30 protein-coding genes are annotated in these 21989 nt (G+C 62.9%); all 30 read left to right on the plus strand.

The genetic code is table 11. The annotated features are described in order from the left end of the window. Window positions 1–79: 79 nt before the first annotated feature. A complete protein-coding gene (gene rpoC / locus ACZK1G_RS04110) occupies window positions 80–4303 on the plus strand; it encodes a DNA-directed RNA polymerase subunit beta' (RefSeq protein ID WP_101764974.1) in 4224 nt (1407 codons plus the stop codon). Between the two features lie 284 nt (window positions 4304–4587). Next, on the plus strand, window positions 4588–4962 hold the full coding sequence (gene rpsL / locus ACZK1G_RS04115) for a 30S ribosomal protein S12 (RefSeq protein ID WP_004145320.1): 375 nt from the start codon (window positions 4588–4590) through the stop codon (window positions 4960–4962). 12 nt (window positions 4963–4974) lie between these two features. After that, the gene (gene rpsG / locus ACZK1G_RS04120) at window positions 4975–5448 is read left to right on the plus strand and encodes a 30S ribosomal protein S7 (RefSeq protein ID WP_004145321.1); all 474 of its coding nucleotides are present in this window, start codon (window positions 4975–4977) and stop codon (window positions 5446–5448) included. A 141-nt stretch (window positions 5449–5589) separates the two neighbouring features. After that, on the plus strand, window positions 5590–7731 hold the full coding sequence (fusA, locus tag ACZK1G_RS04125) for an elongation factor G (RefSeq protein WP_014036102.1): 2142 nt from the start codon (window positions 5590–5592) through the stop codon (window positions 7729–7731). A gap of 52 nt (window positions 7732–7783) precedes the next feature. Then, complete coding sequence (gene tuf / locus ACZK1G_RS04130) at window positions 7784–8974, plus strand: elongation factor Tu (RefSeq protein WP_014036096.1); 1191 nt, start codon at window positions 7784–7786, stop codon at window positions 8972–8974. 332 nt (window positions 8975–9306) lie between these two features. Continuing rightward, window positions 9307–9618 carry a 30S ribosomal protein S10 gene (rpsJ, locus tag ACZK1G_RS04135; RefSeq protein WP_005408208.1) on the plus strand — a complete coding sequence of 104 codons (312 nt, stop codon included), beginning with the start codon at window positions 9307–9309 and terminating at the stop codon, window positions 9616–9618. Between the two features lie 11 nt (window positions 9619–9629). After that, a complete protein-coding gene (gene rplC / locus ACZK1G_RS04140) occupies window positions 9630–10280 on the plus strand; it encodes a 50S ribosomal protein L3 (RefSeq protein WP_004145336.1) in 651 nt (216 codons plus the stop codon). Window positions 10281–10292: 12 nt separating this feature from the next. After that, window positions 10293–10898, plus strand: coding sequence for a 50S ribosomal protein L4 (gene rplD, locus ACZK1G_RS04145; RefSeq protein WP_004145337.1), 606 nt, complete (start codon window positions 10293–10295; stop codon window positions 10896–10898). Then, a complete protein-coding gene (gene rplW, locus ACZK1G_RS04150) occupies window positions 10895–11194 on the plus strand; it encodes a 50S ribosomal protein L23 (RefSeq protein ID WP_004145338.1) in 300 nt (99 codons plus the stop codon). Before rplD ends, rplW begins: the two co-directional genes overlap by 4 nt. Before the next feature lie 10 nt (window positions 11195–11204). Continuing rightward, entirely contained in the window at window positions 11205–12032 is an 828-nt protein-coding gene (gene rplB / locus ACZK1G_RS04155) for a 50S ribosomal protein L2 (RefSeq protein WP_004145339.1), read from the plus strand. A gap of 6 nt (window positions 12033–12038) precedes the next feature. Further along, a complete protein-coding gene (gene rpsS / locus ACZK1G_RS04160) occupies window positions 12039–12308 on the plus strand; it encodes a 30S ribosomal protein S19 (protein WP_005415413.1) in 270 nt (89 codons plus the stop codon). A gap of 12 nt (window positions 12309–12320) precedes the next feature. Further along, window positions 12321–12656, plus strand: coding sequence for a 50S ribosomal protein L22 (gene rplV, locus ACZK1G_RS04165; protein ID WP_004145348.1), 336 nt, complete (start codon window positions 12321–12323; stop codon window positions 12654–12656). A gap of 18 nt (window positions 12657–12674) precedes the next feature. Beyond that, window positions 12675–13409: a 30S ribosomal protein S3 gene (rpsC, locus tag ACZK1G_RS04170; RefSeq protein WP_004145350.1), complete on the plus strand. Its 735-nt coding sequence runs from the start codon at window positions 12675–12677 to the stop codon at window positions 13407–13409. A 5-nt stretch (window positions 13410–13414) separates the two neighbouring features. Then, window positions 13415–13828, plus strand: a complete 414-nt coding sequence (gene rplP / locus ACZK1G_RS04175; RefSeq protein WP_004154486.1) for a 50S ribosomal protein L16 — start codon at window positions 13415–13417, stop codon at window positions 13826–13828. Further along, a complete protein-coding gene (gene rpmC / locus ACZK1G_RS04180) occupies window positions 13828–14013 on the plus strand; it encodes a 50S ribosomal protein L29 (protein ID WP_004154487.1) in 186 nt (61 codons plus the stop codon). Before rplP ends, rpmC begins: the two co-directional genes overlap by 1 nt. An 11-nt stretch (window positions 14014–14024) precedes the next feature. After that, window positions 14025–14294 (plus strand): 30S ribosomal protein S17, encoded by a 270-nt coding sequence (gene rpsQ, locus ACZK1G_RS04185; protein WP_004154489.1) that lies wholly within the window; start codon window positions 14025–14027, stop codon window positions 14292–14294. Between the two features lie 12 nt (window positions 14295–14306). Then, a complete protein-coding gene (gene rplN / locus ACZK1G_RS04190) occupies window positions 14307–14675 on the plus strand; it encodes a 50S ribosomal protein L14 (RefSeq protein WP_010483978.1) in 369 nt (122 codons plus the stop codon). 16 nt (window positions 14676–14691) lie between these two features. Then, a complete protein-coding gene (rplX, locus tag ACZK1G_RS04195) occupies window positions 14692–15009 on the plus strand; it encodes a 50S ribosomal protein L24 (protein ID WP_004154490.1) in 318 nt (105 codons plus the stop codon). Window positions 15010–15020: 11 nt separating this feature from the next. Beyond that, window positions 15021–15563 carry a 50S ribosomal protein L5 gene (rplE, locus tag ACZK1G_RS04200; protein ID WP_005415416.1) on the plus strand — a complete coding sequence of 181 codons (543 nt, stop codon included), beginning with the start codon at window positions 15021–15023 and terminating at the stop codon, window positions 15561–15563. Between the two features lie 18 nt (window positions 15564–15581). Then, window positions 15582–15887 carry a 30S ribosomal protein S14 gene (gene rpsN, locus ACZK1G_RS04205; RefSeq protein ID WP_005408209.1) on the plus strand — a complete coding sequence of 102 codons (306 nt, stop codon included), beginning with the start codon at window positions 15582–15584 and terminating at the stop codon, window positions 15885–15887. Window positions 15888–16146: 259 nt separating this feature from the next. Continuing rightward, window positions 16147–16545 (plus strand): 30S ribosomal protein S8, encoded by a 399-nt coding sequence (gene rpsH, locus ACZK1G_RS04210; protein ID WP_005408210.1) that lies wholly within the window; start codon window positions 16147–16149, stop codon window positions 16543–16545. A gap of 18 nt (window positions 16546–16563) precedes the next feature. Continuing rightward, entirely contained in the window at window positions 16564–17088 is a 525-nt protein-coding gene (rplF, locus tag ACZK1G_RS04215; protein ID WP_049446764.1) for a 50S ribosomal protein L6, read from the plus strand. A gap of 31 nt (window positions 17089–17119) precedes the next feature. Continuing rightward, window positions 17120–17473 carry a 50S ribosomal protein L18 gene (gene rplR, locus ACZK1G_RS04220; RefSeq protein ID WP_005408212.1) on the plus strand — a complete coding sequence of 118 codons (354 nt, stop codon included), beginning with the start codon at window positions 17120–17122 and terminating at the stop codon, window positions 17471–17473. A gap of 161 nt (window positions 17474–17634) precedes the next feature. After that, window positions 17635–18177, plus strand: a complete 543-nt coding sequence (gene rpsE, locus ACZK1G_RS04225) for a 30S ribosomal protein S5 (RefSeq protein ID WP_005408213.1) — start codon at window positions 17635–17637, stop codon at window positions 18175–18177. After that, entirely contained in the window at window positions 18170–18361 is a 192-nt protein-coding gene (rpmD, locus tag ACZK1G_RS04230) for a 50S ribosomal protein L30 (RefSeq protein WP_005408214.1), read from the plus strand. The genes rpsE and rpmD overlap by 8 nt, the downstream gene beginning before the upstream one ends. 6 nt (window positions 18362–18367) lie before the next feature. Next, on the plus strand, window positions 18368–18811 hold the full coding sequence (gene rplO, locus ACZK1G_RS04235) for a 50S ribosomal protein L15 (RefSeq protein WP_004154498.1): 444 nt from the start codon (window positions 18368–18370) through the stop codon (window positions 18809–18811). 7 nt (window positions 18812–18818) lie between these two features. Then, window positions 18819–20186, plus strand: coding sequence for a preprotein translocase subunit SecY (secY, locus tag ACZK1G_RS04240; RefSeq protein WP_101764976.1), 1368 nt, complete (start codon window positions 18819–18821; stop codon window positions 20184–20186). Between the two features lie 347 nt (window positions 20187–20533). Then, window positions 20534–20890 carry a 30S ribosomal protein S13 gene (rpsM, locus tag ACZK1G_RS04245; protein ID WP_004154500.1) on the plus strand — a complete coding sequence of 119 codons (357 nt, stop codon included), beginning with the start codon at window positions 20534–20536 and terminating at the stop codon, window positions 20888–20890. 11 nt (window positions 20891–20901) lie between these two features. Then, window positions 20902–21291, plus strand: coding sequence for a 30S ribosomal protein S11 (gene rpsK, locus ACZK1G_RS04250; RefSeq protein ID WP_004145443.1), 390 nt, complete (start codon window positions 20902–20904; stop codon window positions 21289–21291). Window positions 21292–21306: 15 nt separating this feature from the next. Further along, window positions 21307–21936: a 30S ribosomal protein S4 gene (gene rpsD, locus ACZK1G_RS04255; RefSeq protein WP_004145446.1), complete on the plus strand. Its 630-nt coding sequence runs from the start codon at window positions 21307–21309 to the stop codon at window positions 21934–21936. Window positions 21937–21989: the final 53 nt, after the last annotated feature.

The raw sequence follows: 21989 nt of genomic DNA on the forward strand, positions 1-21989 counted from the left end.
CGCGGCGGCCTCCGCCGCCGCGCCGCTGGCAGTCAACTGAAAGCCCATCGACACAGCATTCCTCCTTCTGGAGAACACCATGAAAGACCTGCTCAACCTCTTCAACCAGCAGCGCCAGACGCTGGACTTCGACGCGATCAAGATCGCGCTGGCCTCGCCGGACCTGATCCGTTCGTGGTCCTTCGGCGAAGTGAAGAAGCCGGAAACCATCAACTACCGTACCTTCAAGCCGGAACGCGACGGCCTGTTCTGCGCCGCCATCTTCGGCCCGGTGAAGGACTACGAGTGCCTGTGCGGCAAGTACAAGCGCATGAAGCACCGCGGCGTGGTCTGCGAAAAGTGCGGCACCGAAGTGACCCTGGCCAAGGTGCGTCGTGAGCGCATGGGCCACATCGACCTGGCGTCGCCGGTCGCGCACATCTGGTTCCTGAAGTCGCTGCCGTCGCGCATCGGCCTGATGCTGGACATGACCCTGCGTGACATCGAGCGCGTGCTGTACTTCGAAGCGTACGTGGTGACCGAGCCGGGCCTGACCGCCCTGGAACGCCGCCAGCTGCTGACCGAAGAACAGTACCTGCAGGCCCGCCAGGAGCACGGTGACGACTTCGACGCCGCCATGGGCGCCGAGGCCGTGTACGAACTGCTGCGCACGATCGACCTGCAGTCGGAAATGACCCGCCTGCGCGAGGAAATCGCCGCTACGGGTTCGGAAACCAAGCTCAAGCGCCTCACCAAGCGCATCAAGCTGATCGAAGCCTTCCTGGAATCGGGCAACCGTCCGGAATGGATGGTCATGACCGTGCTGCCGGTGCTGCCGCCGGACCTGCGCCCGCTGGTCCCGCTGGATGGCGGCCGCTTCGCGACCTCCGACCTGAACGACCTGTACCGCCGCGTCATCAACCGCAACAACCGCCTGCGCCGCCTGCTCGAACTGAGCGCGCCGGACATCATCGTGCGCAATGAAAAGCGCATGTTGCAGGAATCGGTCGATGCGCTGCTGGACAACGGCCGTCGTGGCCGTGCCATCACCGGCACCAACAAGCGCCCGCTGAAGTCGCTGGCCGACATGATCAAGGGCAAGCAGGGTCGCTTCCGCCAGAACCTGCTCGGCAAGCGCGTCGACTACTCGGGCCGTTCGGTCATCGTGGTCGGCCCGTACCTGCGTCTGCACCAGTGCGGCCTGCCGAAGAAGATGGCGCTGGAGCTGTTCAAGCCGTTCGTCTTCGCCAAGCTGCAGCGTCGTGGCCTGGCCACCACCATCAAGGCCGCCAAGAAGCTGGTCGAGCGCGAAGAAGCCGAAGTCTGGGACATCCTGGAAGAGGTCATCCGCGAGCACCCGGTGATGCTGAACCGTGCGCCGACCCTGCACCGTCTGGGCATCCAGGCGTTCGAGCCGGTGCTGATCGAAGGCAAGGCCATCCAGCTGCACCCGCTGGTCTGCACCGCGTTCAACGCCGACTTCGACGGTGACCAGATGGCCGTCCACGTGCCGCTCTCGCTGGAAGCCCAGCTGGAAGCGCGTGCGCTGATGATGTCGACCAACAACATCCTGTCGCCGGCCAACGGCGAGCCGATCATCGTGCCGTCGCAGGACGTCGTGCTGGGTCTGTACTACATGACCCGCTCGCTGGAAAACAAGAAGGGCGAGGGCATGGCCTTCGCCAACATCGCCGAAGTGAAGCGTGCCTACGACAACCGCGTGGTGGAACTGCACGCGCGCGTCAAGGTCCGCATCACCGAAGTGGTGACCGACGAAGATGGCAACAAGCAGAACAAGACCTCGATCGTGGACACCACGATCGGTCGCGCCCTGCTGGCTGAAATCCTGCCGGAAGGCCTGCCGTTCGCGCTGGCCAACACCGAGCTGACCAAGAAGAACATCAGCCGCCTGATCAACTCCAGCTACCGCCAGCTGGGCCTGAAGGACACGGTCGTGTTCGCCGACAAGCTGATGTACACCGGCTTCGCCTACGCGACCCGCGCCGGCGTTTCGATCGGCATCGATGACATGCTGATCCCGGACGAGAAGAAGGGCATCCTCACCGAGGCCGAAGCCGAAGTGCTGGAAATCCAGGAGCAGTACCAGTCGGGCCTGGTCACCGCCGGCGAGCGCTACAACAAGGTGGTCGACATCTGGTCGCGCACCAACGAGCGCATCGCCAAGGCGATGATGGACACCATCGGTACCGAGAAGGTGGTCAATGCCAAGGGTGAGACCATCGACCAGAAGTCGATGAACTCGCTGTACATCATGGCCGACTCCGGTGCGCGTGGTTCGCAGGCGCAGATCCGTCAGCTGGCCGGCATGCGCGGCCTGATGGCCCGCCCGGATGGCTCGATCATCGAGACGCCCATCAAGGCGAACTTCCGCGAAGGCCTGAACGTGCAGGAGTACTTCAACTCCACCCACGGTGCCCGTAAGGGTCTGGCCGATACCGCGCTGAAGACCGCGAACTCGGGTTACCTGACCCGTCGTCTGGTCGACGTCGCGCAGGACGTGGTGATCACCGAGGTGGATTGCGGTACCACCGAAGGCCTGATCATGACCCCGATCGTGGAAGGCGGCGACGTGGTCGAGCCGCTGAAGGATCGCGTGCTGGGTCGCGTGGTTGCCGAGGACGTGTTCCTGCCGGGCAACGACGAAGATCCGATCGTCACCCGCAACACCCTGCTCGACGAAGCCTGGGTCGCCAAGCTGGAAGATGCCGGCGTGCAGACCATCAAGGTCCGCTCGACCATCTCCTGCGAATCGGCCTTCGGTGTCTGCTCGCGCTGCTACGGCCGCGATCTGGCCCGTGGCCACCTGGTCAACATCGGTGAAGCGGTCGGCGTCATCGCCGCGCAGTCCATCGGTGAGCCGGGTACCCAGCTGACCATGCGTACGTTCCACATCGGTGGTGCGGCGTCGCGAGCTGCTGCGGTCGACAACATCACCGTCAAGACCACCGGCTCGGTCAAGTTCAGCAACCTCAAGTCGGTCGAGCACGCCAACGGCTCGCTGGTGGCAGTGTCGCGCTCGGGCGAAATCTCGGTGCTCGATGCCCACGGCCGTGAGCGTGAGCGTTACAAGCTGCCGTACGGTGCGACCATCACGTCCAAGGACGGTGATGCGATCAAGGCTGGCCAGACCGTGGCCAACTGGGATCCGCATAACCACCCGATCGTGTCGGAAGTGGCCGGCTTCATCCGCTTCATCGACTTCGTCGACGGCATCACCGTCATCGAGAAGACCGACGAGCTGACCGGCCTCGCTTCGCGCGAAATCACCGATCCGAAGCGTCGTGGTACCCAGGCCAAGGACCTGCGCCCGATCGTGCGCATCGTCGACGCCAAGGGCAACGACCTGTCGATCCCGGGTACCGACCTGCCGGCGCAGTACCTGCTGCCGCCGCGTTCGATCGTCAACCTGCAGGACGGCGCCCCGGTGGGCGTGGGCGACGTCGTCGCCAAGATCCCGCAGGAAGCGTCGAAGACCCGCGACATCACCGGTGGTCTGCCGCGCGTGGCCGATCTGTTCGAAGCGCGCAAGCCGAAGGATCCGGCGGTGCTGGCCGAGCGTTCGGGCATCATCAGCTTCGGCAAGGACACCAAGGGCAAGCAGCGCCTGATCATCAAGGACACCGATGGTTCGGAGCACGAAGAGCTGATCCCGAAGTACCGCCAGGTCATCGTGTTCGAAGGCGAGCATGTCACCAAGGGTGAAACCATCGTGGACGGCGAGCCGAGCCCGCAGGACATCCTGCGTCTGCTGGGTGTCGAACCGCTGGCGGCCTACCTGGTGAAGGAAATCCAGGACGTGTACCGCCTGCAGGGCGTGAAGATCAACGACAAGCACATCGAGGTGATCACCCGCCAGATGCTGCGCAAGGTCGAGATCACCGATCAGGGCAGCAGCAAGTTCCTGAACGGCGAACAGGTGGAGCGTCAGCGCGTTATCGAGGAAAATGCGCGCCTGTCGACCCGCAACGAGCTGCCGGCGCACTTCGATCCGGTCCTGCTGGGTATCACCAAGGCGTCGCTGGCGACCGAATCGTTCATCTCGGCCGCTTCGTTCCAGGAAACCACCCGCGTGCTGACCGAAGCGGCCGTCCGCGGCACCTCGGACAACCTGCGTGGCCTGAAGGAAAACGTCATCGTGGGTCGCCTGATTCCGGCCGGTACCGGCCTGGCGTACCACAGCAACCGCCGCCGCGGCGCTTCCGGTCTCACCGAGTCGGAAATGCAGACCCTGGCCGGCACCCCGGCTGCGGTCGAGGCGCCGGTGGTTGAAGCCGAAGCTGAACAGGCGTCGGGCGAAGAATGAGGTATCCGGTCCGGCCGCAAGGCCGGACCACCCCATCGGTCCATTGATGGGATTGGGAAAGGGCAGGGGAGATCGTCCGCGATCGACCCTGTCAACCTGAACGGGGTACATGGAGGCCCCCCAGTAACGTCCCGGGATCAGGGACGGGCTTGACAGGAGGCGTTTGACTGCTTTCCTGGCGGGTTGCTACAATCGTCTGTCTCAGCAGGCCAAAATTTCGGCCTGCTTTAACATTTCCGCATCTCTGGTCGGATTTTCCGGCCACCAATCAGAAGAACCTACTGATGGCGACGATCAACCAGCTGGTCCGCAAGCCGCGGCAAGCGACCACCTACAAGAGTGCCTCGCCGGCGCTCGACAAGTGCCCGCAGCGCCGTGGCGTCTGCACCCGTGTCTACACCACCACTCCGAAGAAGCCGAACTCGGCTCTGCGCAAGGTTGCCAAGGTCCGCCTGACCAACCAGGAAGAAGTGATTTCCTACATCGGTGGTGAAGGCCACAACCTGCAGGAGCACTCCGTGGTCCTGATCCGCGGCGGTCGCGTCAAGGACCTGCCGGGTGTGCGTTACCACACCGTTCGTGGCTCGCTCGACGCCGCCGGCGTTGCCAAGCGTCGCCAGGCCCGTTCCAAGTACGGCGCCAAGCGTCCGAAGGCATAAGGAGAGAGCACTATGTCGCGTAAGGGTAATACTCCGCAGCGTTCCGTCCTGCCCGATCCGAAGCACGGAAGCGAAACCATCGCCCGCTTCATCAACATGGTCATGCAGAGCGGCAAGAAGTCCGTCGCCGAAAAGATCGTGTACGGCGCCATGGACGTGATCACCGAGAAGAACAGCAGCGCCAACGCCATTGAACTGGTGCAGAAGGCTCTGGACAACGTCGCTCCGGCGGTCGAAGTCAAGTCGCGCCGCGTCGGTGGTGCCACCTACCAGGTGCCGGTCGAAGTGCGTTCGTCGCGCAAGATGGCCCTGGCCATGCGCTGGCTGATCGACTCCGCGCGCAAGCGTGGCGAGAACACCATGCCGAAGAAGCTGGCTGCTGAGCTGATCGACGCCTCGGAAAACCGTGGCGGCGCCATCAAGAAGCGCGAAGAAACCCACCGCATGGCCGAAGCCAACAAGGCCTTCGCCCACTACCGCTGGTGAGTTTGACGGCCTTGTAAAACAGGCAGGGCAGCTCCACTTAGGTGCGTGCTGCCTCGCGGTCCCAGAAGGACTGCGCCAATCCGAAGGCCGCCGAAAGGCGGCGTTCGGCCATCCGAAATCCAAGAAATCTGAGAGGCTCCCGTGGCCCGTTCCACTCCCATCGAGCGTTACCGCAACTTCGGCATCATGGCTCACATCGATGCCGGCAAGACCACCACGTCCGAGCGCATCCTGTTCTACACCGGCAAGAGCCACAAGATCGGTGAAGTGCACGACGGCGCCGCCACCATGGACTGGATGGAGCAGGAGCAGGAGCGTGGCATCACGATCCAGTCCGCTGCCACCACCGCGTTCTGGAAGGGCATGGACAAGTCCCTGCCGGAGCACCGCTTCAACATCATCGACACCCCCGGGCACGTCGACTTCACCATCGAAGTGGAGCGCTCGCTGCGCGTGCTCGACGGTGCCGTCTTCGTCCTGTGCGCCGTCGGTGGCGTGCAGCCGCAGTCGGAAACCGTGTGGCGCCAGGCCAACAAGTACCACGTGCCGCGCATCGCGTTCGTCAACAAGATGGACCGCACTGGTGCCAACTTCCAGAAGGTCGTCGGCCAGCTGAAGGCCAAGCTGGGCGCCGTTGCCGTGCCGATGCAGCTGCCGATCGGCGCTGAAGACAACTTCAAGGGCGTTGTCGACCTGCTGAAGATGAAGGCCATCCATTGGGATGAGGCTTCGCAGGGCATGAAGTTCGAGTACAGCGACATCCCGGCCGAACTGCAGGCGGCTGCCGAAGAGGCTCGCCAGTTCATGGTCGAGACCGCTGCTGAAGCCAGCGAAGAACTGATGGAAAAGTACCTGGGCGGCGAAGAGCTGGCCGAGGCCGAAATCATCAGCGCGCTGCGTACCCGCACCCTGGCCACCGAGATCGTGCCGATGTACTGCGGCTCGGCCTTCAAGAACAAGGGCGTGCAGGCCATGCTGGATGGCGTGATCCAGCTGCTGCCGTCGCCGGTCGACGTGCCGGACGTGAAGGGCGTGGACGTTGACGACGACACCGTCGAAATGACCCGCAAGTCGGACGACAAGGCTCCGTTCTCGTCGCTGGCCTTCAAGATCATCACCGACCCGTTCGTCGGCGCGCTGACCTTCTTCCGTGTCTACTCGGGCACCCTGAACGGTGGCGACACCGTGCTGAACTCGGTGAAGGGCAAGAAGGAGCGCATCGGCCGCATCCTGCAGATGCACTCGAACAACCGCGAGGAAATCAAGGAAGTTCTGGCCGGTGACATCGCCGCGGCTGTGGGCCTGAAGGACACCACCACCGGTGACACCCTGTGCGCCGTGGACGCCCCGATCATCCTGGAGCGCATGACGTTCCCGGAGCCGGTGATCTCGATGGCCGTCGAGCCGAAGACCAAGTCGGACCAGGAAAAGATGGGTCTGGCCCTGGGTCGCCTGGCGCAGGAAGATCCGTCGTTCCGCGTCAAGACCGACGAAGAATCCGGCCAGACCATCATCTCGGGCATGGGCGAGCTGCACCTGGACATCATCGTCGACCGCCTGAAGCGCGAGTTCAACGTTGAAGCCAACGTCGGCGCGCCGCAGGTGGCCTACCGCGAAACCATCACCCTGGCTGACGTCAAGTCGGACTACAAGCACGCCAAGCAGTCCGGTGGTAAGGGTCAGTACGGTCACGTCGTGATCGAGCTGTCGCCGATCACCGCTGCCGACCGTGCCGATCCGAAGCTGGCTCCGGCCATCAAGGACGACTTCCTGTTCATCAACGACATCACCGGCGGCGTGATCCCGAAGGAATTCATTCCGTCGGTTGAAAAGGGCCTGCGCGAAACCATCACCAGCGGTCCGCTGGCTGGCTTCCCGGTCGTGGACGTCAAGGTGAAGCTGGTGTTCGGTTCGTACCACGACGTCGACTCCTCGGAAATGGCGTTCAAGCTGGCTTCGTCGATGGCCTTCAAGCAGGGCTTCGCCAAGGCCAAGCCGGTGCTGCTGGAGCCGATCATGAAGGTCGAGATCGTGACCCCGGAGGATTACCAGGGTGACGTGATGGGCGACGTCAGCCGTCGTCGCGGCGTGCTGCAGGGTTCCGACACCACCGGTGACGGTTCGGCCAGCATCATCAACGCGATGATCCCGCTGGGTGAAATGTTCGGCTACGCCACTGCGCTGCGTTCGCAGACCCAGGGCCGCGCCACCTTCACCATGGAATTCGATCACTACGAGCCGGCTCCGACCAACATCGCCGAAGCCGTCATGAAGAAGGGCTGAGCCTCGCTCAGCCTCTCTTGAAACCACTTACGAACAATCAAGGTATAGAACAATGGCAAAGGGTAAGTTCGAGCGCACCAAGCCGCACGTCAACGTCGGCACCATCGGTCACGTCGACCACGGCAAGACCACGCTGACCGCCGCACTGACCAAGATCGGTGCCGAGCGCTTCGGTGGCGAGTTCAAGGATTACTCCTCGATCGACGCCGCGCCGGAAGAAAAGGCGCGTGGTATCACGATCTCGACCGCGCACGTCGAATACGAATCCCCGATCCGTCATTACGCCCACGTCGATTGCCCGGGCCACGCTGACTACGTCAAGAACATGATCACCGGTGCCGCCCAGATGGACGGCGCGATCCTGGTGTGCTCGGCCGCTGACGGCCCGATGCCGCAGACCCGTGAGCACATCCTGCTGTCGCGCCAGGTCGGCGTGCCGTACATCGTCGTGTTCCTGAACAAGGCTGACATGGTCGACGACGCCGAGCTGCTCGAGCTGGTCGAGATGGAAGTGCGCGAACTGCTGAGCAAGTACGAGTTCCCGGGCGACGACACCCCGATCATCGCCGGTTCGGCCCGCCTGGCGCTGGAAGGCGACCAGAGCGACATCGGCGTGCCGGCCATCCTGAAGCTGGTCGACGCGCTGGACAGCTGGATTCCGGAGCCGGAGCGTGCGATCGACAAGCCGTTCCTGATGCCGGTGGAAGACGTGTTCTCGATCTCGGGCCGCGGCACCGTGGTGACCGGTCGTATCGAGCGCGGCGTGATCAAGGTTGGCGACGAAATCGAAATCGTCGGCATCCGTCCGGTGCAGAAGACCACCGTCACCGGCGTTGAAATGTTCCGCAAGCTGCTGGACCAGGGTCAGGCAGGCGACAACGCTGGCCTGCTGCTGCGCGGCACCAAGCGTGACGACGTCGAGCGTGGCCAGGTGCTGGCCAAGCCGGGCACGATCAAGCCGCACACCAAGTTCGAAGGCGAAGTCTACGTCCTGTCGAAGGACGAGGGCGGCCGTCACACCCCGTTCTTCAACGGCTACCGTCCGCAGTTCTACTTCCGCACCACCGACATCACCGGCGCCGCTGCACTGCCGGAAGGCGTCGAAATGGTGATGCCGGGTGACAACGTCAAGATGGTCGTCACCCTGATCAACCCGGTGGCCATGGACGAAGGCCTGCGCTTCGCCATCCGCGAAGGCGGCCGTACCGTCGGCGCCGGCGTGGTCTCGAAGATCATCGAGTAATCTGGTAGTATCTGCGCCCCGATGTTGCCTGGGTAGGGCATCGGGGCGTATCAAATGGGAAAGCAGGCACAGGACGTGCCTTGTGTTCCCCGGACCAGGAAGGGTCAATGCCATTCAGGCGGCGTCAACAGGCGACTGTTGACAGCTGCCTTGCGTGCCATTATGCTTCTACGTCTGGGCAGGCCGGGAAACTGGTCTGCCTACGTTTTTGAGGTCTATGGAGTGACCTTGTCGGCCTGCAGGAGTGCGGGCCGTCCGTATTCAGGAATTTCATGGGGCAAAGCAACCCAGAGGCTTTGTCTGTCGCTCTTTTAACGAAGGAACCTACCGCCATGGCGGACCAAAAGATCCGGATCCGGCTGAAAGCGTTCGATCATCGTCTGATCGACCGTTCGGCCAGCGAGATCGTTGAAACGGCAAAGCGGACCGGCGCGCAAGTGCGTGGCCCGATCCCGCTGCCGACCAAGATCGAGCGTTACACCGTTCTCGTCTCCCCGCACGTCGACAAGGACGCGCGTGACCAGTACGAGACCCGCACGCACAAGCGCGTGCTCGATATCGTTGACCCGAATGACAAGACCGTGGACGCGCTGATGAAGCTCGAACTGGCTGCCGGCGTCGACGTTCAGATCAAGCTGACCTGAGGACTACGACCATGACGAAGAAGTATTCGTTGGGCTTCGTGGGCCGCAAGGCTGGCATGAGCCGCGTGTTCACTGAAGATGGCCGCTCCATCCCGGTGACCCTGATCGAAGCAACCCCGAACCGCATCGCGCAGATCAAGACCGTCGAAACCGACGGCTACAGCGCCGTGCAGGTGACCGTCGGCGCGCGTCGCGCTGCCCTGGTCAACAAGCCGGAAGCCGGCCACTTCGCCAAGGCGAAGGTGGAAGCGGGTCGTGGCCTGTGGGAATTCCGCGTTGAAGACGCGCAGCTCGGCGATTTCGCCGTTGGCGGCGAAGTCAAGGCGGACATCTTCGAAGTCGGCCAGATCGTCGACGTCCAGGGTGTCACCAAGGGTAAGGGCTTCCAGGGCACCATCAAGCGCCACAACTTCCGTATGGGCGATGCAACCCACGGTAACTCGCTGTCGCATCGCGCGCCGGGTTCGCTGGGTCAGCGCCAGACCCCGGGTCGCGTTTTCCCGGGCAAGAAGATGTCGGGCCACATGGGCGCGGTGCAGCAGAGCACCCAGAACCTGGAAGTGGTCAAGGTCGACGTCGAGCGCGGTCTGATCGCCGTTCGCGGCGCCGTTCCGGGCGCGGCGGGTGGCGACGTGATCGTCCGTCCGGCGAGCAAGGCATAAGGAGAGATGACGATGGAACTCGTTATCACGGGTAGCAACAACAAGGTCTCGGTCTCCGACGCCGTGTTCGGTCGCGATTTCAGCGAAGATCTGGTCCACCAGGTCGTCGTTGCCTACCGCAACGCCGGTCGCGCCGGCACCAAGGCACAGAAGACTCGCTCCGAAGTGGCTGGTACCACCAAGAAGTCGAAGAAGCAGAAGGGCGGCGGCGCGCGTCATGGCGCACTGACGGCTCCGATCTTCGTCGGCGGCGGTGTCACCTTCGCGGCCAAGCCGCGCAGCTTCGAGCAGAAGGTCAATCGTAAGCAGTACCGTGCCGCCATGTGCGCGATCCTGTCCGAGCTGAACCGTCAGGGCCGTCTGACCATCGTGGAGTCCTTCGATGTCGAAGTGACCAACACGAAGGGTCTGATCGCCAAGCTGGCCGGCCTGGAAGTGGGCAAGCGCCCGCTGATCGTCACCGAAGAAGCGTCCGAGCACCTGTACCTGTCCGCCCGCAATCTGCCGTACGTGCAGGTGCGTGACGTCCAGGGTCTGGATCCGGTCTCGCTGGTTGGTGCCGACACGGTCGTCATCACCGCTGACGCGGTCAAGAAGGTCGAGGAGTGGCTGGCATGAACAGCAACGAAAAAATCTTCAGCGTGCTGCGTGCCCCGCGTGTCTCCGAAAAGACCGCGCGCCTGCAGGAACTCTCCAATCAGTATGTCTTCGAAGTTTCGAACGAAGCCACCAAGGCCGATGTAAAGGCCGCGGTTGAGCAGCTGTTCGACGTCAAGGTCGAAGCCGTCAACGTGGTCAACGTCAAGGGCAAGAACAAGTCCTTCCGTAACCGTGCTGGCCGCCGCGGCGATTGGCGCAAGGCGTACGTTCGCCTGGCCGACGGCCAGTCGATCGATGTAACGGCCAAGGCCTGAGGTACATCCCATGCCATTGATGAAATTCAAGCCCACCTCCCCCGGCCGCCGTTCGGCCGTGCGCGTGGTCACCCCCGACCTGCACAAGGGTGCTCCGCACGCCGCACTGGTCGAGTCGCAGAGCCGCTCGGGTGGTCGTAACCACCATGGCCGCATCACCGTGCGTCACGTCGGTGGTGGTGCCAAGCAGCACTACCGCATCATCGACTTCAAGCGCAACAAGCTGGGCATTCCGGCGCGCGTGGAACGCATCGAATACGATCCGAACCGCACCGCCCACATCGCCCTGCTGTGCTACGTCGACGGTGAGCGTCGCTACATCATCGCCCCGAAGGGTCTGAAGGCCGGTGATCAGGTGATCGCTGGTTCGGACGCCCCGATCAAGGCCGGCAACACCCTGCCGCTGCGCAACATCCCGGTCGGCACCACCATCCACTGCATCGAACTGAAGCCGGGCAAGGGCGCTCAGATCGCTCGCGCCGCCGGTGCGGCCGTGCAGCTGGTGGCTCGCGAAGGCATCTACGCCACCCTGCGCCTGCGCTCGGGTGAAATGCGTAAGGTTCCGGTCGAGTGCTGCGCCACCATCGGCGAAGTCGGCAACGACGAGCACAGCCTGGAAAAGCTGGGCAAGGCCGGTGCCAAGCGTTGGCGCGGCGTCCGCCCGACCGTTCGTGGTGCTGCCATGAACCCGGTTGACCACCCGCACGGTGGTGGTGAGGCCAAGGCCGGCCAGGGTAACCCGCATCCGGTCACCCCGTGGGGTGTTCCGACCAAGGGTTACAAGACGCGCCATAACAAGCGCACTCAGCAGTTCATCGTCCGCGATCGTAGGGGCTAATCGACCATGGCACGTTCACTCAAGAAGGGCCCGTTCGTCGATCACCACCTCGTCAAGAAGGTGGAGGCCGCTGCGGGCAGCAAGAAGCCGATCAAGACCTGGTCGCGCCGTTCGATGATCCTGCCTGACATGGTAGGCATCACCATTGCCGTGCATAACGGCAAGAACCACATCCCGGTTCTCGTCAACGAGAACATGGTCGGCCACAAGCTCGGCGAATTTGCCATCACCCGGACCTTCAAGGGTCACGGTGGTGACAAGAAGTCGGGCAAGTAAGGAGAGATGACAATGGAAGCGAAAGCCATCCTGCGCACTGCGCGCATCTCCCCGCAGAAGGCTCGTCTGGTCGCTGACCAGGTGCGCGGTCTGCCGGCCGAACGTGCGGTCAACCTGCTGAAGTTCTCGGACAAGAAGGCTGCCCACCTGATCAAGAAGGTGGTGGAGTCGGCAATTGCCAACGCCGAGAACAACCAGGGCGCCGACGTCGACGAGCTGAAGGTTCAGACCATCATGGTTGATGAAGGTCCGACCCTGAAGCGTTTCATGGCGCGGGCGAAAGGCCGCGGTACCCGCATCCTCAAGCGCACCAGCCACATCACTGTGGTTGTGGGCGCCGCCAAGTAAGCGGATAAGGAAAAGACCATGGGTCATAAAGTTCATCCGATTGGTATCCGCCTCGGCATTTCCAAGGACTGGAACTCCAAGTGGTACGCCAACAAGGCCGAGTTCGCCGGTTACCTGGCAGCCGACCTGAAAGTGCGCGAAATGCTGCGCAAGAAGCTGGCCCAGGCCGGCATCAGCAAGATCCTGATCGAGCGTCCGGCCAAGACCGCTCGCGTGACGATCCACACCGCCCGTCCGGGCGTGGTGATCGGCAAGCGCGGTGAGGACATCGAGAAGCTGCGCAAGGAAGTGAGCGAGATGATGGGCGTCCCGGCGCACATCAACGTCACCGAAGTGCGCAAGCCGGAACTGGACGCGCAGCTCGTTGCCGAGTCGATCGCCCAGCAGCTGGAGCGTCGCATCATGTTCCGCCGTGCAATGAAGCGCTCGGTCGGCAACGCGATGCGCCTGGGTGCCCTGGGTATCAAGGTCAACGTCGGTGGCCGCCTCAACGGTGCAGAAATCGCCCGTTCGGAGTGGTACCGCGAAGGCCGCGTGCCGCTGCACACCCTGCGTGCCGACATCGACTATGGCTTCGCTGAAGCCAAGACGACCTACGGCATCATCGGCATCAAGGTCTGGATCTACAAGGGCGAGGTCTTCGATTTCTCCCAGGTTGGCCAGGAAAAGCAGGACGACACCCCGTCGCGCAACGATCGTCACGATCGCGGCGACCGTGGTGACCGTCAGCGCCCGGCCCGTGAAGCGAGGTAACGACAATGTTGCAACCCAAGCGAACCAAGTACCGCAAGGTACACAAGGGCCGTAACGATGGCCTGAGCTGGAGCGCCAACGCTGTCAGCTTCGGCGAATACGGCCTGAAGGCAACCGCACACGGTCAGCTGACCGCGCGTCAGATCGAAGCGGCCCGCCGCTCGATCAGCCGCTACGTCAAGCGCGGCGGCAAGATGTGGATCCGCGTGTTCCCCGACAAGCCCATCACCAAGAAGCCCATCGAAGTCCGAATGGGTTCTGGTAAGGGTAACGTGGAATACTGGGTGGCCCAGATCCAGCCCGGCCGCATGATCTATGAAATCGAGGGTGTTTCCGAGGAAGTGGCTCGCGAGGCGTTCCGCCTGGCCGCCGCCAAGCTCTCGGTCACCACCACTTTCGTGACCCGTACGGTGCGCTGATGGATATCAAAACTCTCCGTGAAAAGTCGGCTGACGAACTCAAGGCCCACCTGATCGACCTGCGTAAGGAACAGTTCTCTGTCCGTATGCAGCAGGTCACCGGCCAGCTGCCGAAGACCCACGACATTCGCCGGGTCCGTCGCGAGATTGCTCGCGTCAAGACCCTGCTCGGCAGCACGAAGTAAGGATGGCCGCTATGAGCGACAATACTGAAAAGAAGACGCTGCGCACGGTCGAAGGCCGTGTCGTCAGCAACAAGATGGACAAGACGGTTACCGTCCTGGTTGAGCGTCAGGTCAAGCACGCGCTGTACGGCAAGTACATCAAGCGCTCGACGAAGCTGCACGCCCACGATGCCGACAACGCCTGCAAGGAAGGCGATGTCGTCCGCGTGACCGAGATTGCTCCGATGTCCAAGACCAAGAACTGGCGCGTGGTGGAAGTCATCACGCGTGCGGCTGAATAAGGAGTCTGAATCATGATCCAGATGCAGAGCTACCTTGACGTCGCGGACAATTCGGGTGCCAAGCAGGTGATGTGCTTCAAGGTGCTGGGTGGTTCCAAGCGCCGTTACGCCGGCATCGGCGACATCATCAAGGTCACCGTGAAGGATGCGATTCCGCGCGGCAAGGTCAAGAAGGGTGAAGTGTATGACGCCGTCGTGGTGCGTACCCGCAAGGGTGTGCGTCGCGCCGACGGTTCGCTGATCCGCTTCGACGGCAACGCTGCCGTCCTGCTGAACAACAAGCAGGAGCCGATCGGTACCCGTATCTTCGGGCCGGTGACCCGTGAACTTCGTTCGGAGAAGTTCATGAAGATCGTCTCGCTCGCTCCCGAAGTGCTGTGAGCGACAGGAGATAATCATGGCTAACCGTATCAAGAAGGGCGACCAGGTTGTCGTCAACGCTGGCAAGGACAAGGGCAAGCAGGGCGAAGTCGTCCGCGTCGACGGCGACCGTGTGGTCGTCGCCAACGTGAACATCGTCAAGCGCCACACCAAGCCGAACCCGCAGGCAGGTGTTGCCGGCGGCGTGGTCGAGCGCGAAGCTTCGATCCATATCTCCAACGTGAACGTGCTGAACCCGGCTTCGGGCAAGGGCGAACGCGTTGGCTTCAAGGTGCTGGAGGATGGACGCAAACTGCGTGTGTTCCGCTCCAGCGGTGAGGCGCTCGACGCCTGAGGAATGTGAAGATGACTTCCCGTCTCGAAAAGATCTACAAGGAAGAAGTGGTGCCGGCGCTGATGAAGCAGTTCGGCTACACCAATCCGATGGAAGTACCGAAGCTCGTCAAGGTCACCCTGAACATGGGTGTCGGCGAGGCTGCCACCAACAAGAAGATCCTGGAAAACGCCGTCGCGGACATGACCAAGATTTCCGGCCAGAAGCCGGTTGTCACCAAGTCGCGTATCTCGGTTGCGTCGTTCAAGATCCGTGATGGTTGGCCGATCGGCTGCAAGACCACGCTGCGTCGCCACAAGATGTACGAGTTCCTGGATCGTCTGATCAACATCTCGCTGCCGCGCGTGCGCGACTTCCGTGGTGTTTCCGGTCGTTCCTTCGACGGCCGCGGCAACTTCAACATGGGTGTGAAGGAACAGATCATCTTCCCGGAAATCGACTTCGACGCCGTCGACGCGATCCGCGGTATGGATATCGCCATCACCACCACTGCGAAGACCGACGCGGAAGCGAAGGCGCTGCTGGCAGCGTTCAAGTTCCCGTTCCGTAACTGATCTGTCGAGGAAACCGAAATGGCAAAGACCTCCATGGTCAACCGCGACATCAAGCGGGAAAAGCTGGCCAAGAAGTACGCTGAGAAGCGTGCGGCTCTGAAGAAGATCGTGTCCTCCGTGGATGCGACCTACGAAGAGAAGATCGACGCCGCAACCAAGCTGGCCAAGCTGCCGCGCGATTCGTCGCCGAGCCGCCAGCGCAACCGTTGCGAGCTGTCGGGTCGTCCGCGTGGCGTCTACAGCAAGTTCGGCCTGGGCCGTAACAAGCTGCGCGAAGCCACCATGCGTGGCGACGTCCCGGGTCTGCGCAAGGCCAGCTGGTAATCCCAGTCGGCCCTGCGATCAGCAGCCCCTGCGGGGGCCGCTGAACCGGGGAGGGGAGGCGTTCAGCTTCCTTTCTGTGAAAAAACCCGAAGAGCCCGACGCAAGTCGGGCTCTTTTGGCGTATACTCCCGCGTCTTGCCCTGTGCAGACGGGGTTGTGGGAGTGGGCTTCTGGCCCGCTGCATCAAGGGACCTGGCCCGTTTCCAGGAGACAACAGATTTTCGCGAAAGCGGATATCGGTGCACTCAAAGGTACTCATATGAGCATGACTGATCCCATCGCCGACCTGCTGGTCCGCATCAAGAATGCGGCCGCGGTTGGCAAGCAGACGGTGAAAGCCCCGTCGTCCAAGATCAAGGTTGCGATCGCCCAGGTCCTGAAGGACGAGGGTTACATCACCGACCTGCGCGTGACCCAGCTGGAAAACAACAAGTCCGAGCTGGAAATCGTGCTGAAGTATTTCGAAGGCAAGCCGGTCATCGCGACCCTGAAGCGCTTCTCGCGTTCGGGCCTGCGCCAGTACCGCGGCAAGAGCGAGCTGCCGAAGGTCATGAATGGCCTGGGTATCTCCATCATTTCCACCTCCAAGGGCATCATGACTGATGCGCAGGCGCGCCAGCTGGGCGTCGGCGGCGAAGTCCTGTGCTTCGTGGCCTAAGGCGAAAGGAGTAGAACTATGTCCCGCGTAGCCAAGAAGCCCATCACCCTGGGTAAGGTCGAACTGAACGTCCAGTCGGAAAGCATCACCGTCAAGGGCCCGAAGGGCACCCTGTCGCTGGTCAAGCCGGCCGGTATTGCCATCAACGTCGACAGCGGCGTTGCCACCCTGAGCACCGAGAGCGCCGACCTGGTCGCGCTGACCGGTACCGTGCGTGCGATCCTGGCCAACATGGTCAAGGGCGTGTCCGAAGGCTTCGAGCGCAAGCTGGAACTGGTCGGCGTGGGTTACCGTGCTGCCATGCAGGGCAAGGACCTGAGCCTGTCGCTCGGTTTCTCGCACCCGGTCGTGTTCGTGGCGCCGGAAGGCATCACCATCACCACCCCGACCCAGACCGAGATCCTGGTCCAGGGCGCTGACAAGCAGGTCGTCGGTGAAGTTGCCGCCAAGATCCGTGCGTTCCGCAAGCCGGAGCCGTACAAGGGCAAGGGCGTGAAGTACTCCGACGAAGTCATCATCCGTAAGGAAGCCAAGAAGGCCTAATAGGCGCTTCCGCTTTCAAGGGAAAAACATCATGAACAAGAACATCGCCCGCCTGCGTCGCGCCAAGTCGACCCGCGCCCACATCCGTGAGCTCGGCGTCGCCCGCCTGTCGGTGCTGCGCACCGGCCAGCACCTGTACGCCCAGGTCTTCACCGCCGACGGTTCCAAGGTGCTGGCTGCTGCCAACACCACCCAGACCGACGTCATGGAAGGCCTGAAGAACGGCAAGAACGCCGATGCCGCTGCCAAGGTTGGCCGCATCGTCGCTGAGCGCGCCAAGGCCGCCGGCGTCGAGAAGGTTGCCTTCGATCGTTCGGGTTACCGCTACCACGGCCGCATCAAGGCCCTGGCAGAAGCCGCCCGCGAAGCCGGCCTGCAGTTCTAAGGGATAAGGGCAGGGGGCTGATGGCCTCCTGCCCGCCTGCTCGCCAGCCTGAGTGAGGCTGGACGGCGCCGCTCTTCTGCAGCGGTCCACCGGAACGACGCGTCACTCCACAACCATAAGCGGCCCCGAGCCGTACATACCCAAACAACCAAGGAATCAACATGGCAGAAGAGCGTCAGCAGCGGGGTCGCGATCGCGACCGTAACCGCGAAGAGAAGATCGACGACGGCATGATCGAAAAGCTGGTCGCGGTCAATCGCGTCAGCAAGACCGTCAAGGGTGGCCGCCAGTTCACCTTCACCGCCCTGACCGTTGTCGGCGACGGCGAAGGCAAGGTCGGTTTCGGTTATGGCAAGGCCCGCGAAGTGCCGGTTGCCATCCAGAAGTCGATGGAGCAGGCCCGCAAGAACCTGGTCAGCGTTGACCTGAACAACGGCACCCTGTGGCACACCATCAAGGATGGTCACGGCGCAGCCCGCGTGTTCATGCAGCCGGCTTCGGAAGGTACCGGCGTGATCGCCGGCGGTGCCATGCGCGCCGTGCTGGAAGCCGTTGGCGTGAAGAACGTGCTGGCCAAGGCCACCGGTTCGCGCAACCCGATCAACCTGGTGCGTGCCACCGTGAAGGGCCTGTCTGCTGCGCAGTCGCCGGCTCGCATCGCGGCCAAGCGCGGCAAGAAGGTGGAGGAACTCAACCATGGCTAATGAGTCCAACAAGACTGTGAAGGTCCGCCTGGTGCGTGGCCTGCGTGGTACCCAGTCGCGTCACCGCCTGTCGGTGCGTGCCCTGGGCCTGAACAAGCTCAACGATGTGCGTGAACTGAAGGACAGCCCGCAGGTACGCGGCCTGATCAACAAGGTTCAGTACCTCGTCCAGGTTGAGGAGTAATCGACCATGACTCTGCGTCTCAATGAACTGAGCCCGGCACCGGGCGCCCGCACCGAGCGCACCCGCGTCGGTCGCGGTATCGGCTCGGGCCTGGGCAAGACTGCCGGCCGCGGCCACAAGGGTTCGTTCGCCCGTAAGGGTGGCGGCAAGATCAAGGCTGGCTTCGAAGGCGGCCAGACCCCCATGCAGCGTCGTCTGCCGAAGATCGGCTTCCGTTCGCCGATCGCCAAGGATACCGCTGAAGTGCTGCTGTACGCGCTGGACAAGCTGCCGGCCGGTGAGATCGACTTCGCCGCCCTGCGTGCTGCCAAGCTGGTCCCGAGCACCGCAAAGAAGGCCAAGGTCGTCGTCAAGGGCGAAGTGACCAAGGCGTTCACCCTGAAGGGTATTGCTGCCACGGCTGGTGCCAAGGCCGCGATCGAAGCTGCCGGCGGCAGCGTAACGGAGTAAGAAAATCATGGCGCAAGCTGGCATCGGTAACCTCGCGGGCGGAATGGGCAAGTTCACTGAACTTCGCCAACGTTTGCTGTTCGTCGTCGGGGCTTTGATCGTCTATCGCATCGGCTGCTACGTGCCGGTGCCGGGCGTCAATCCCGATGCCATGCTTGCCATGATGCAAACGCAGGGCGGCGGCATCGTGGACATGTTCAACATGTTCTCGGGCGGCGCCCTGCACCGTTTCAGCATCTTCGCGCTGAACGTGATGCCGTACATCTCGGCATCGATCGTGATGCAGCTGGCCGTGCACATCTTCCCCGCCCTGAAGGCGATGCAGAAGGAAGGTGAGTCCGGTCGCCGCAAGATCACCCAGTATTCGCGCATCGGCGCCGTGCTGCTGGCGGTGGTGCAGGGCGGCTCGATCGCACTAGCCCTGCAGGGCCAGGTCTCGCCGTCGGGCGCTCCGGTCGTGTATGCGCCGGGCATGGGCTTCGTGCTCACCGCCGTGGTCGCACTGACCGCCGGCACCATGTTCCTGATGTGGGTCGGTGAGCAGGTCACCGAGCGCGGCATCGGCAACGGCGTGTCGCTGATCATCTTCGCCGGTATCGTTGCGGGCCTGCCGGGTGCGGTCATCCACACCTTCGACGCCTACCGCGACGGCAACATCCAGTTCATCCAGCTGCTGCTGATCGCCATCGTCGTGCTCGCCTTCACCTTCTTCGTGGTGTTCGTCGAGCGTGGCCAGCGCCGGATCACGGTGAATTACGCGCGCCGCCAGGGCGGTCGCAACGCGTACATGAACCAGACCTCGTTCCTGCCGCTGAAGCTCAACATGGCCGGCGTCATCCCGGCGATCTTTGCCTCGAGCCTGCTGGCCTTCCCGGCCACCCTGGCCATGTGGTCCGGCCAGGCCGCCAACCAGAGCAGCTTCGGCCAGGTCCTGCAGAAGGTCGCCAACGCCCTGGGCCCGGGCGAGCCGCTGCACATGATCGTGTTCGCTGCGCTGATCACCGGTTTCGCGTTCTTCTATACCGCGCTGGTGTTCAACTCGCAGGAAACCGCCGACAACCTGAAGAAGTCCGGCGCGCTGATTCCAGGCATCCGTCCGGGCAAGGCCACCGCCGACTACATCGACGGCGTGCTGACCCGCCTGACCGCGGCTGGCTCGGCGTACCTGGTGATCGTCTGCCTGCTGCCGGAACTGATGCGCACGCAGCTGAACGCCTCGTTCTACTTCGGTGGTACGTCGCTGCTGATCGTGGTGGTGGTGGTGATGGACTTCATCGCCCAGGTGCAAGCGCACCTGATGTCCCACCAGTACGAGAGCCTGCTGAAGAAGGCCAACCTGAAGGGTGGCAACCGCGGCGGTTTTGCCCGCGGCTGATAGGCCTGTTATACTTTCGTCTTCCTGACGTGATGGTCCCTCCGCTTCGCGGACTCCGGCCACACAAACGAAGGGCGGCCCCCGCAGCGGTTCCGGGTGGGGGTGTGATGAGGTGGTCCCGCGCTGGAGTAGCGCGGGCGGCCCCGGGGGAAACTCCAGGTCCAACCCCATCCGGCGCCGGAGCCTGGGCACACTCCCCAGGCCGGGTTCATGAAACCAATGGTTTCACGGGCTTCCATGTAAACCGGAACCTTGTTAGTATCGCTAGTTCACTTTTTTGATCCATCCTGCCGGATCGGCGTGCCCGAGGCGCGCTGTCGGCCATCACTCAGCTGGAGAACCGCGTCATGGCGCGTATTGCAGGCGTCAACCTGCCAGCCCAGAAGCACGTCTGGGTCGGGTTGCAAAGCATTTACGGCATCGGCCGTACCCGTTCGAAGAAGGTCTGCGAAGTCGCAGGCGTTGCTTCGACCACCAAGATCCGCGATCTGTCGGAGCCGGAAATCGAGCGCCTGCGCGCCGAAGTCGGCAAGTACATCGTGGAAGGCGATCTGCGCCGTGAAATCGGTATCGCGATCAAGCGCCTGATGGACCTGGGCTGCTACCGCGGCCTGCGTCACCGTCGTGGCCTCCCGCTGCGTGGCCAGCGCACCCGTACCAACGCCCGCACCCGCAAGGGTCCGCGCAAGGCGATCAAGAAGTAAGGGACTGAGAAATGGCTAAGCCCGCTGCTAAGACCAAGAAGAAGATCAAGCGCGTCGTCACCGACGGCGTTGCCCACGTCCACGCTTCGTTCAACAACACCATCGTCACCATCACCGACCGCCAGGGCAACGCTCTGTCGTGGGCGACCTCCGGTGGCGCTGGCTTCCGCGGTTCGCGCAAGTCGACCCCGTTCGCTGCCCAGGTGGCTGCTGAAAAGGCCGGTCGTGCTGCGCTGGACTACGGCGTGAAGTCGCTGGAAGTCCGCATCAAGGGCCCGGGTCCGGGCCGTGAGTCGGCCGTGCGTTCGTTGAACAACGTCGGCTACAAGATCACCAACATCATCGACGTGACGCCTATCCCGCACAACGGGTGCCGTCCGCCGAAGAAGCGTCGCGTCTAAAGGGAGCGATAAGAAATGGCTCGTTATATCGGTCCTACCTGTAAGCTCGCCCGTCGCGAAGGCGCCGACCTGTCCCTGAAGAGCCCGGCGCGTGCGCTGGACTCGAAGTGCAAGCTGGAGCAGAAGCCCGGCCAGCACGGCGCCACTGCCCGCAAGGGCAAGCTGTCCGACTACGCCACCCAGCTGCGTGAAAAGCAGAAGGTCAAGCGTATCTACGGCCTGCTGGAGCGTCAGTTCCGCAACTACTACAAGAAGGCCTCGACCAAGAAGGGCAACACCGGCGAGAACCTGCTGCAGCTGCTGGAAACCCGCCTGGACAACGTCGTCTACCGCATGGGCTTCGCCGTGACCCGTCCGGCTGCCCGTCAGCTGGTGTCGCACCGCGGCGTCACCGTGAATGGCAAGTCGGTCAACCTGGCTTCGTACCAGGTCAAGGCTGGCGACGCCATCGCCCTGTCCGAAAAGGCTGCCAAGCAGCTGCGCGTCCAGGAAGCCCTGACCGTCGCCGCCCAGCATGACCTGAGCCCGTCGTGGGTTGAAGTGGATTCCGGCAAGTTCACCGGCATCTTCAAGGCTGTTCCGGATCGTTCGGATCTGCCTGCGGACATCAACGAAGCGCTGATCGTCGAGCTGTATTCGAAGTAATTCATCATTGGAGAGCCCCCGGCGACGGCCGGGGGTTCACTAGGAGAACCCGC

This window comes from Stenotrophomonas sp. 109824_Sma, assembly GCF_056480025.1.

Excerpts from the sequence above, each read along its gene's own strand:
- rpsK (WP_004145443.1), top strand. The coding sequence starts at position 20,902 with ATGGCTAAGCCCGCTGCTAAGACCAAGAAGAAGATCAAGCGCGTCGTC.
- rplF (WP_049446764.1), top strand. The coding sequence starts at position 16,564 with ATGTCCCGCGTAGCCAAGAAGCCCATCACCCTGGGTAAGGTCGAACTG.
- rpmD (WP_005408214.1), top strand. The coding sequence starts at position 18,170 with ATGGCTAATGAGTCCAACAAGACTGTGAAGGTCCGCCTGGTGCGTGGC.
- rplN (WP_010483978.1), top strand. The coding sequence starts at position 14,307 with ATGATCCAGATGCAGAGCTACCTTGACGTCGCGGACAATTCGGGTGCC.
- rplB (WP_004145339.1), top strand. The coding sequence starts at position 11,205 with ATGCCATTGATGAAATTCAAGCCCACCTCCCCCGGCCGCCGTTCGGCC.
- rpsL (WP_004145320.1), top strand. The coding sequence starts at position 4,588 with ATGGCGACGATCAACCAGCTGGTCCGCAAGCCGCGGCAAGCGACCACC.
- rpsD (WP_004145446.1), top strand. The coding sequence starts at position 21,307 with ATGGCTCGTTATATCGGTCCTACCTGTAAGCTCGCCCGTCGCGAAGGC.
- rpsG (WP_004145321.1), top strand. The coding sequence starts at position 4,975 with ATGTCGCGTAAGGGTAATACTCCGCAGCGTTCCGTCCTGCCCGATCCG.
- rplR (WP_005408212.1), top strand. The coding sequence starts at position 17,120 with ATGAACAAGAACATCGCCCGCCTGCGTCGCGCCAAGTCGACCCGCGCC.
- rpoC (WP_101764974.1), top strand. The coding sequence starts at position 80 with ATGAAAGACCTGCTCAACCTCTTCAACCAGCAGCGCCAGACGCTGGAC.
- rplD (WP_004145337.1), top strand. The coding sequence starts at position 10,293 with ATGGAACTCGTTATCACGGGTAGCAACAACAAGGTCTCGGTCTCCGAC.
- rpsN (WP_005408209.1), top strand. The coding sequence starts at position 15,582 with ATGGCAAAGACCTCCATGGTCAACCGCGACATCAAGCGGGAAAAGCTG.
- rplW (WP_004145338.1), top strand. The coding sequence starts at position 10,895 with ATGAACAGCAACGAAAAAATCTTCAGCGTGCTGCGTGCCCCGCGTGTC.
- tuf (WP_014036096.1), top strand. The coding sequence starts at position 7,784 with ATGGCAAAGGGTAAGTTCGAGCGCACCAAGCCGCACGTCAACGTCGGC.
- rpsC (WP_004145350.1), top strand. The coding sequence starts at position 12,675 with ATGGGTCATAAAGTTCATCCGATTGGTATCCGCCTCGGCATTTCCAAG.
- rpsE (WP_005408213.1), top strand. The coding sequence starts at position 17,635 with ATGGCAGAAGAGCGTCAGCAGCGGGGTCGCGATCGCGACCGTAACCGC.
- rpsS (WP_005415413.1), top strand. The coding sequence starts at position 12,039 with ATGGCACGTTCACTCAAGAAGGGCCCGTTCGTCGATCACCACCTCGTC.
- rplP (WP_004154486.1), top strand. The coding sequence starts at position 13,415 with ATGTTGCAACCCAAGCGAACCAAGTACCGCAAGGTACACAAGGGCCGT.
- rpsJ (WP_005408208.1), top strand. The coding sequence starts at position 9,307 with ATGGCGGACCAAAAGATCCGGATCCGGCTGAAAGCGTTCGATCATCGT.
- rpmC (WP_004154487.1), top strand. The coding sequence starts at position 13,828 with ATGGATATCAAAACTCTCCGTGAAAAGTCGGCTGACGAACTCAAGGCC.
- rpsQ (WP_004154489.1), top strand. The coding sequence starts at position 14,025 with ATGAGCGACAATACTGAAAAGAAGACGCTGCGCACGGTCGAAGGCCGT.
- rplX (WP_004154490.1), top strand. The coding sequence starts at position 14,692 with ATGGCTAACCGTATCAAGAAGGGCGACCAGGTTGTCGTCAACGCTGGC.
- rplO (WP_004154498.1), top strand. The coding sequence starts at position 18,368 with ATGACTCTGCGTCTCAATGAACTGAGCCCGGCACCGGGCGCCCGCACC.
- rpsH (WP_005408210.1), top strand. The coding sequence starts at position 16,147 with ATGAGCATGACTGATCCCATCGCCGACCTGCTGGTCCGCATCAAGAAT.
- rplC (WP_004145336.1), top strand. The coding sequence starts at position 9,630 with ATGACGAAGAAGTATTCGTTGGGCTTCGTGGGCCGCAAGGCTGGCATG.
- rplV (WP_004145348.1), top strand. The coding sequence starts at position 12,321 with ATGGAAGCGAAAGCCATCCTGCGCACTGCGCGCATCTCCCCGCAGAAG.
- rpsM (WP_004154500.1), top strand. The coding sequence starts at position 20,534 with ATGGCGCGTATTGCAGGCGTCAACCTGCCAGCCCAGAAGCACGTCTGG.
- secY (WP_101764976.1), top strand. The coding sequence starts at position 18,819 with ATGGCGCAAGCTGGCATCGGTAACCTCGCGGGCGGAATGGGCAAGTTC.
- rplE (WP_005415416.1), top strand. The coding sequence starts at position 15,021 with ATGACTTCCCGTCTCGAAAAGATCTACAAGGAAGAAGTGGTGCCGGCG.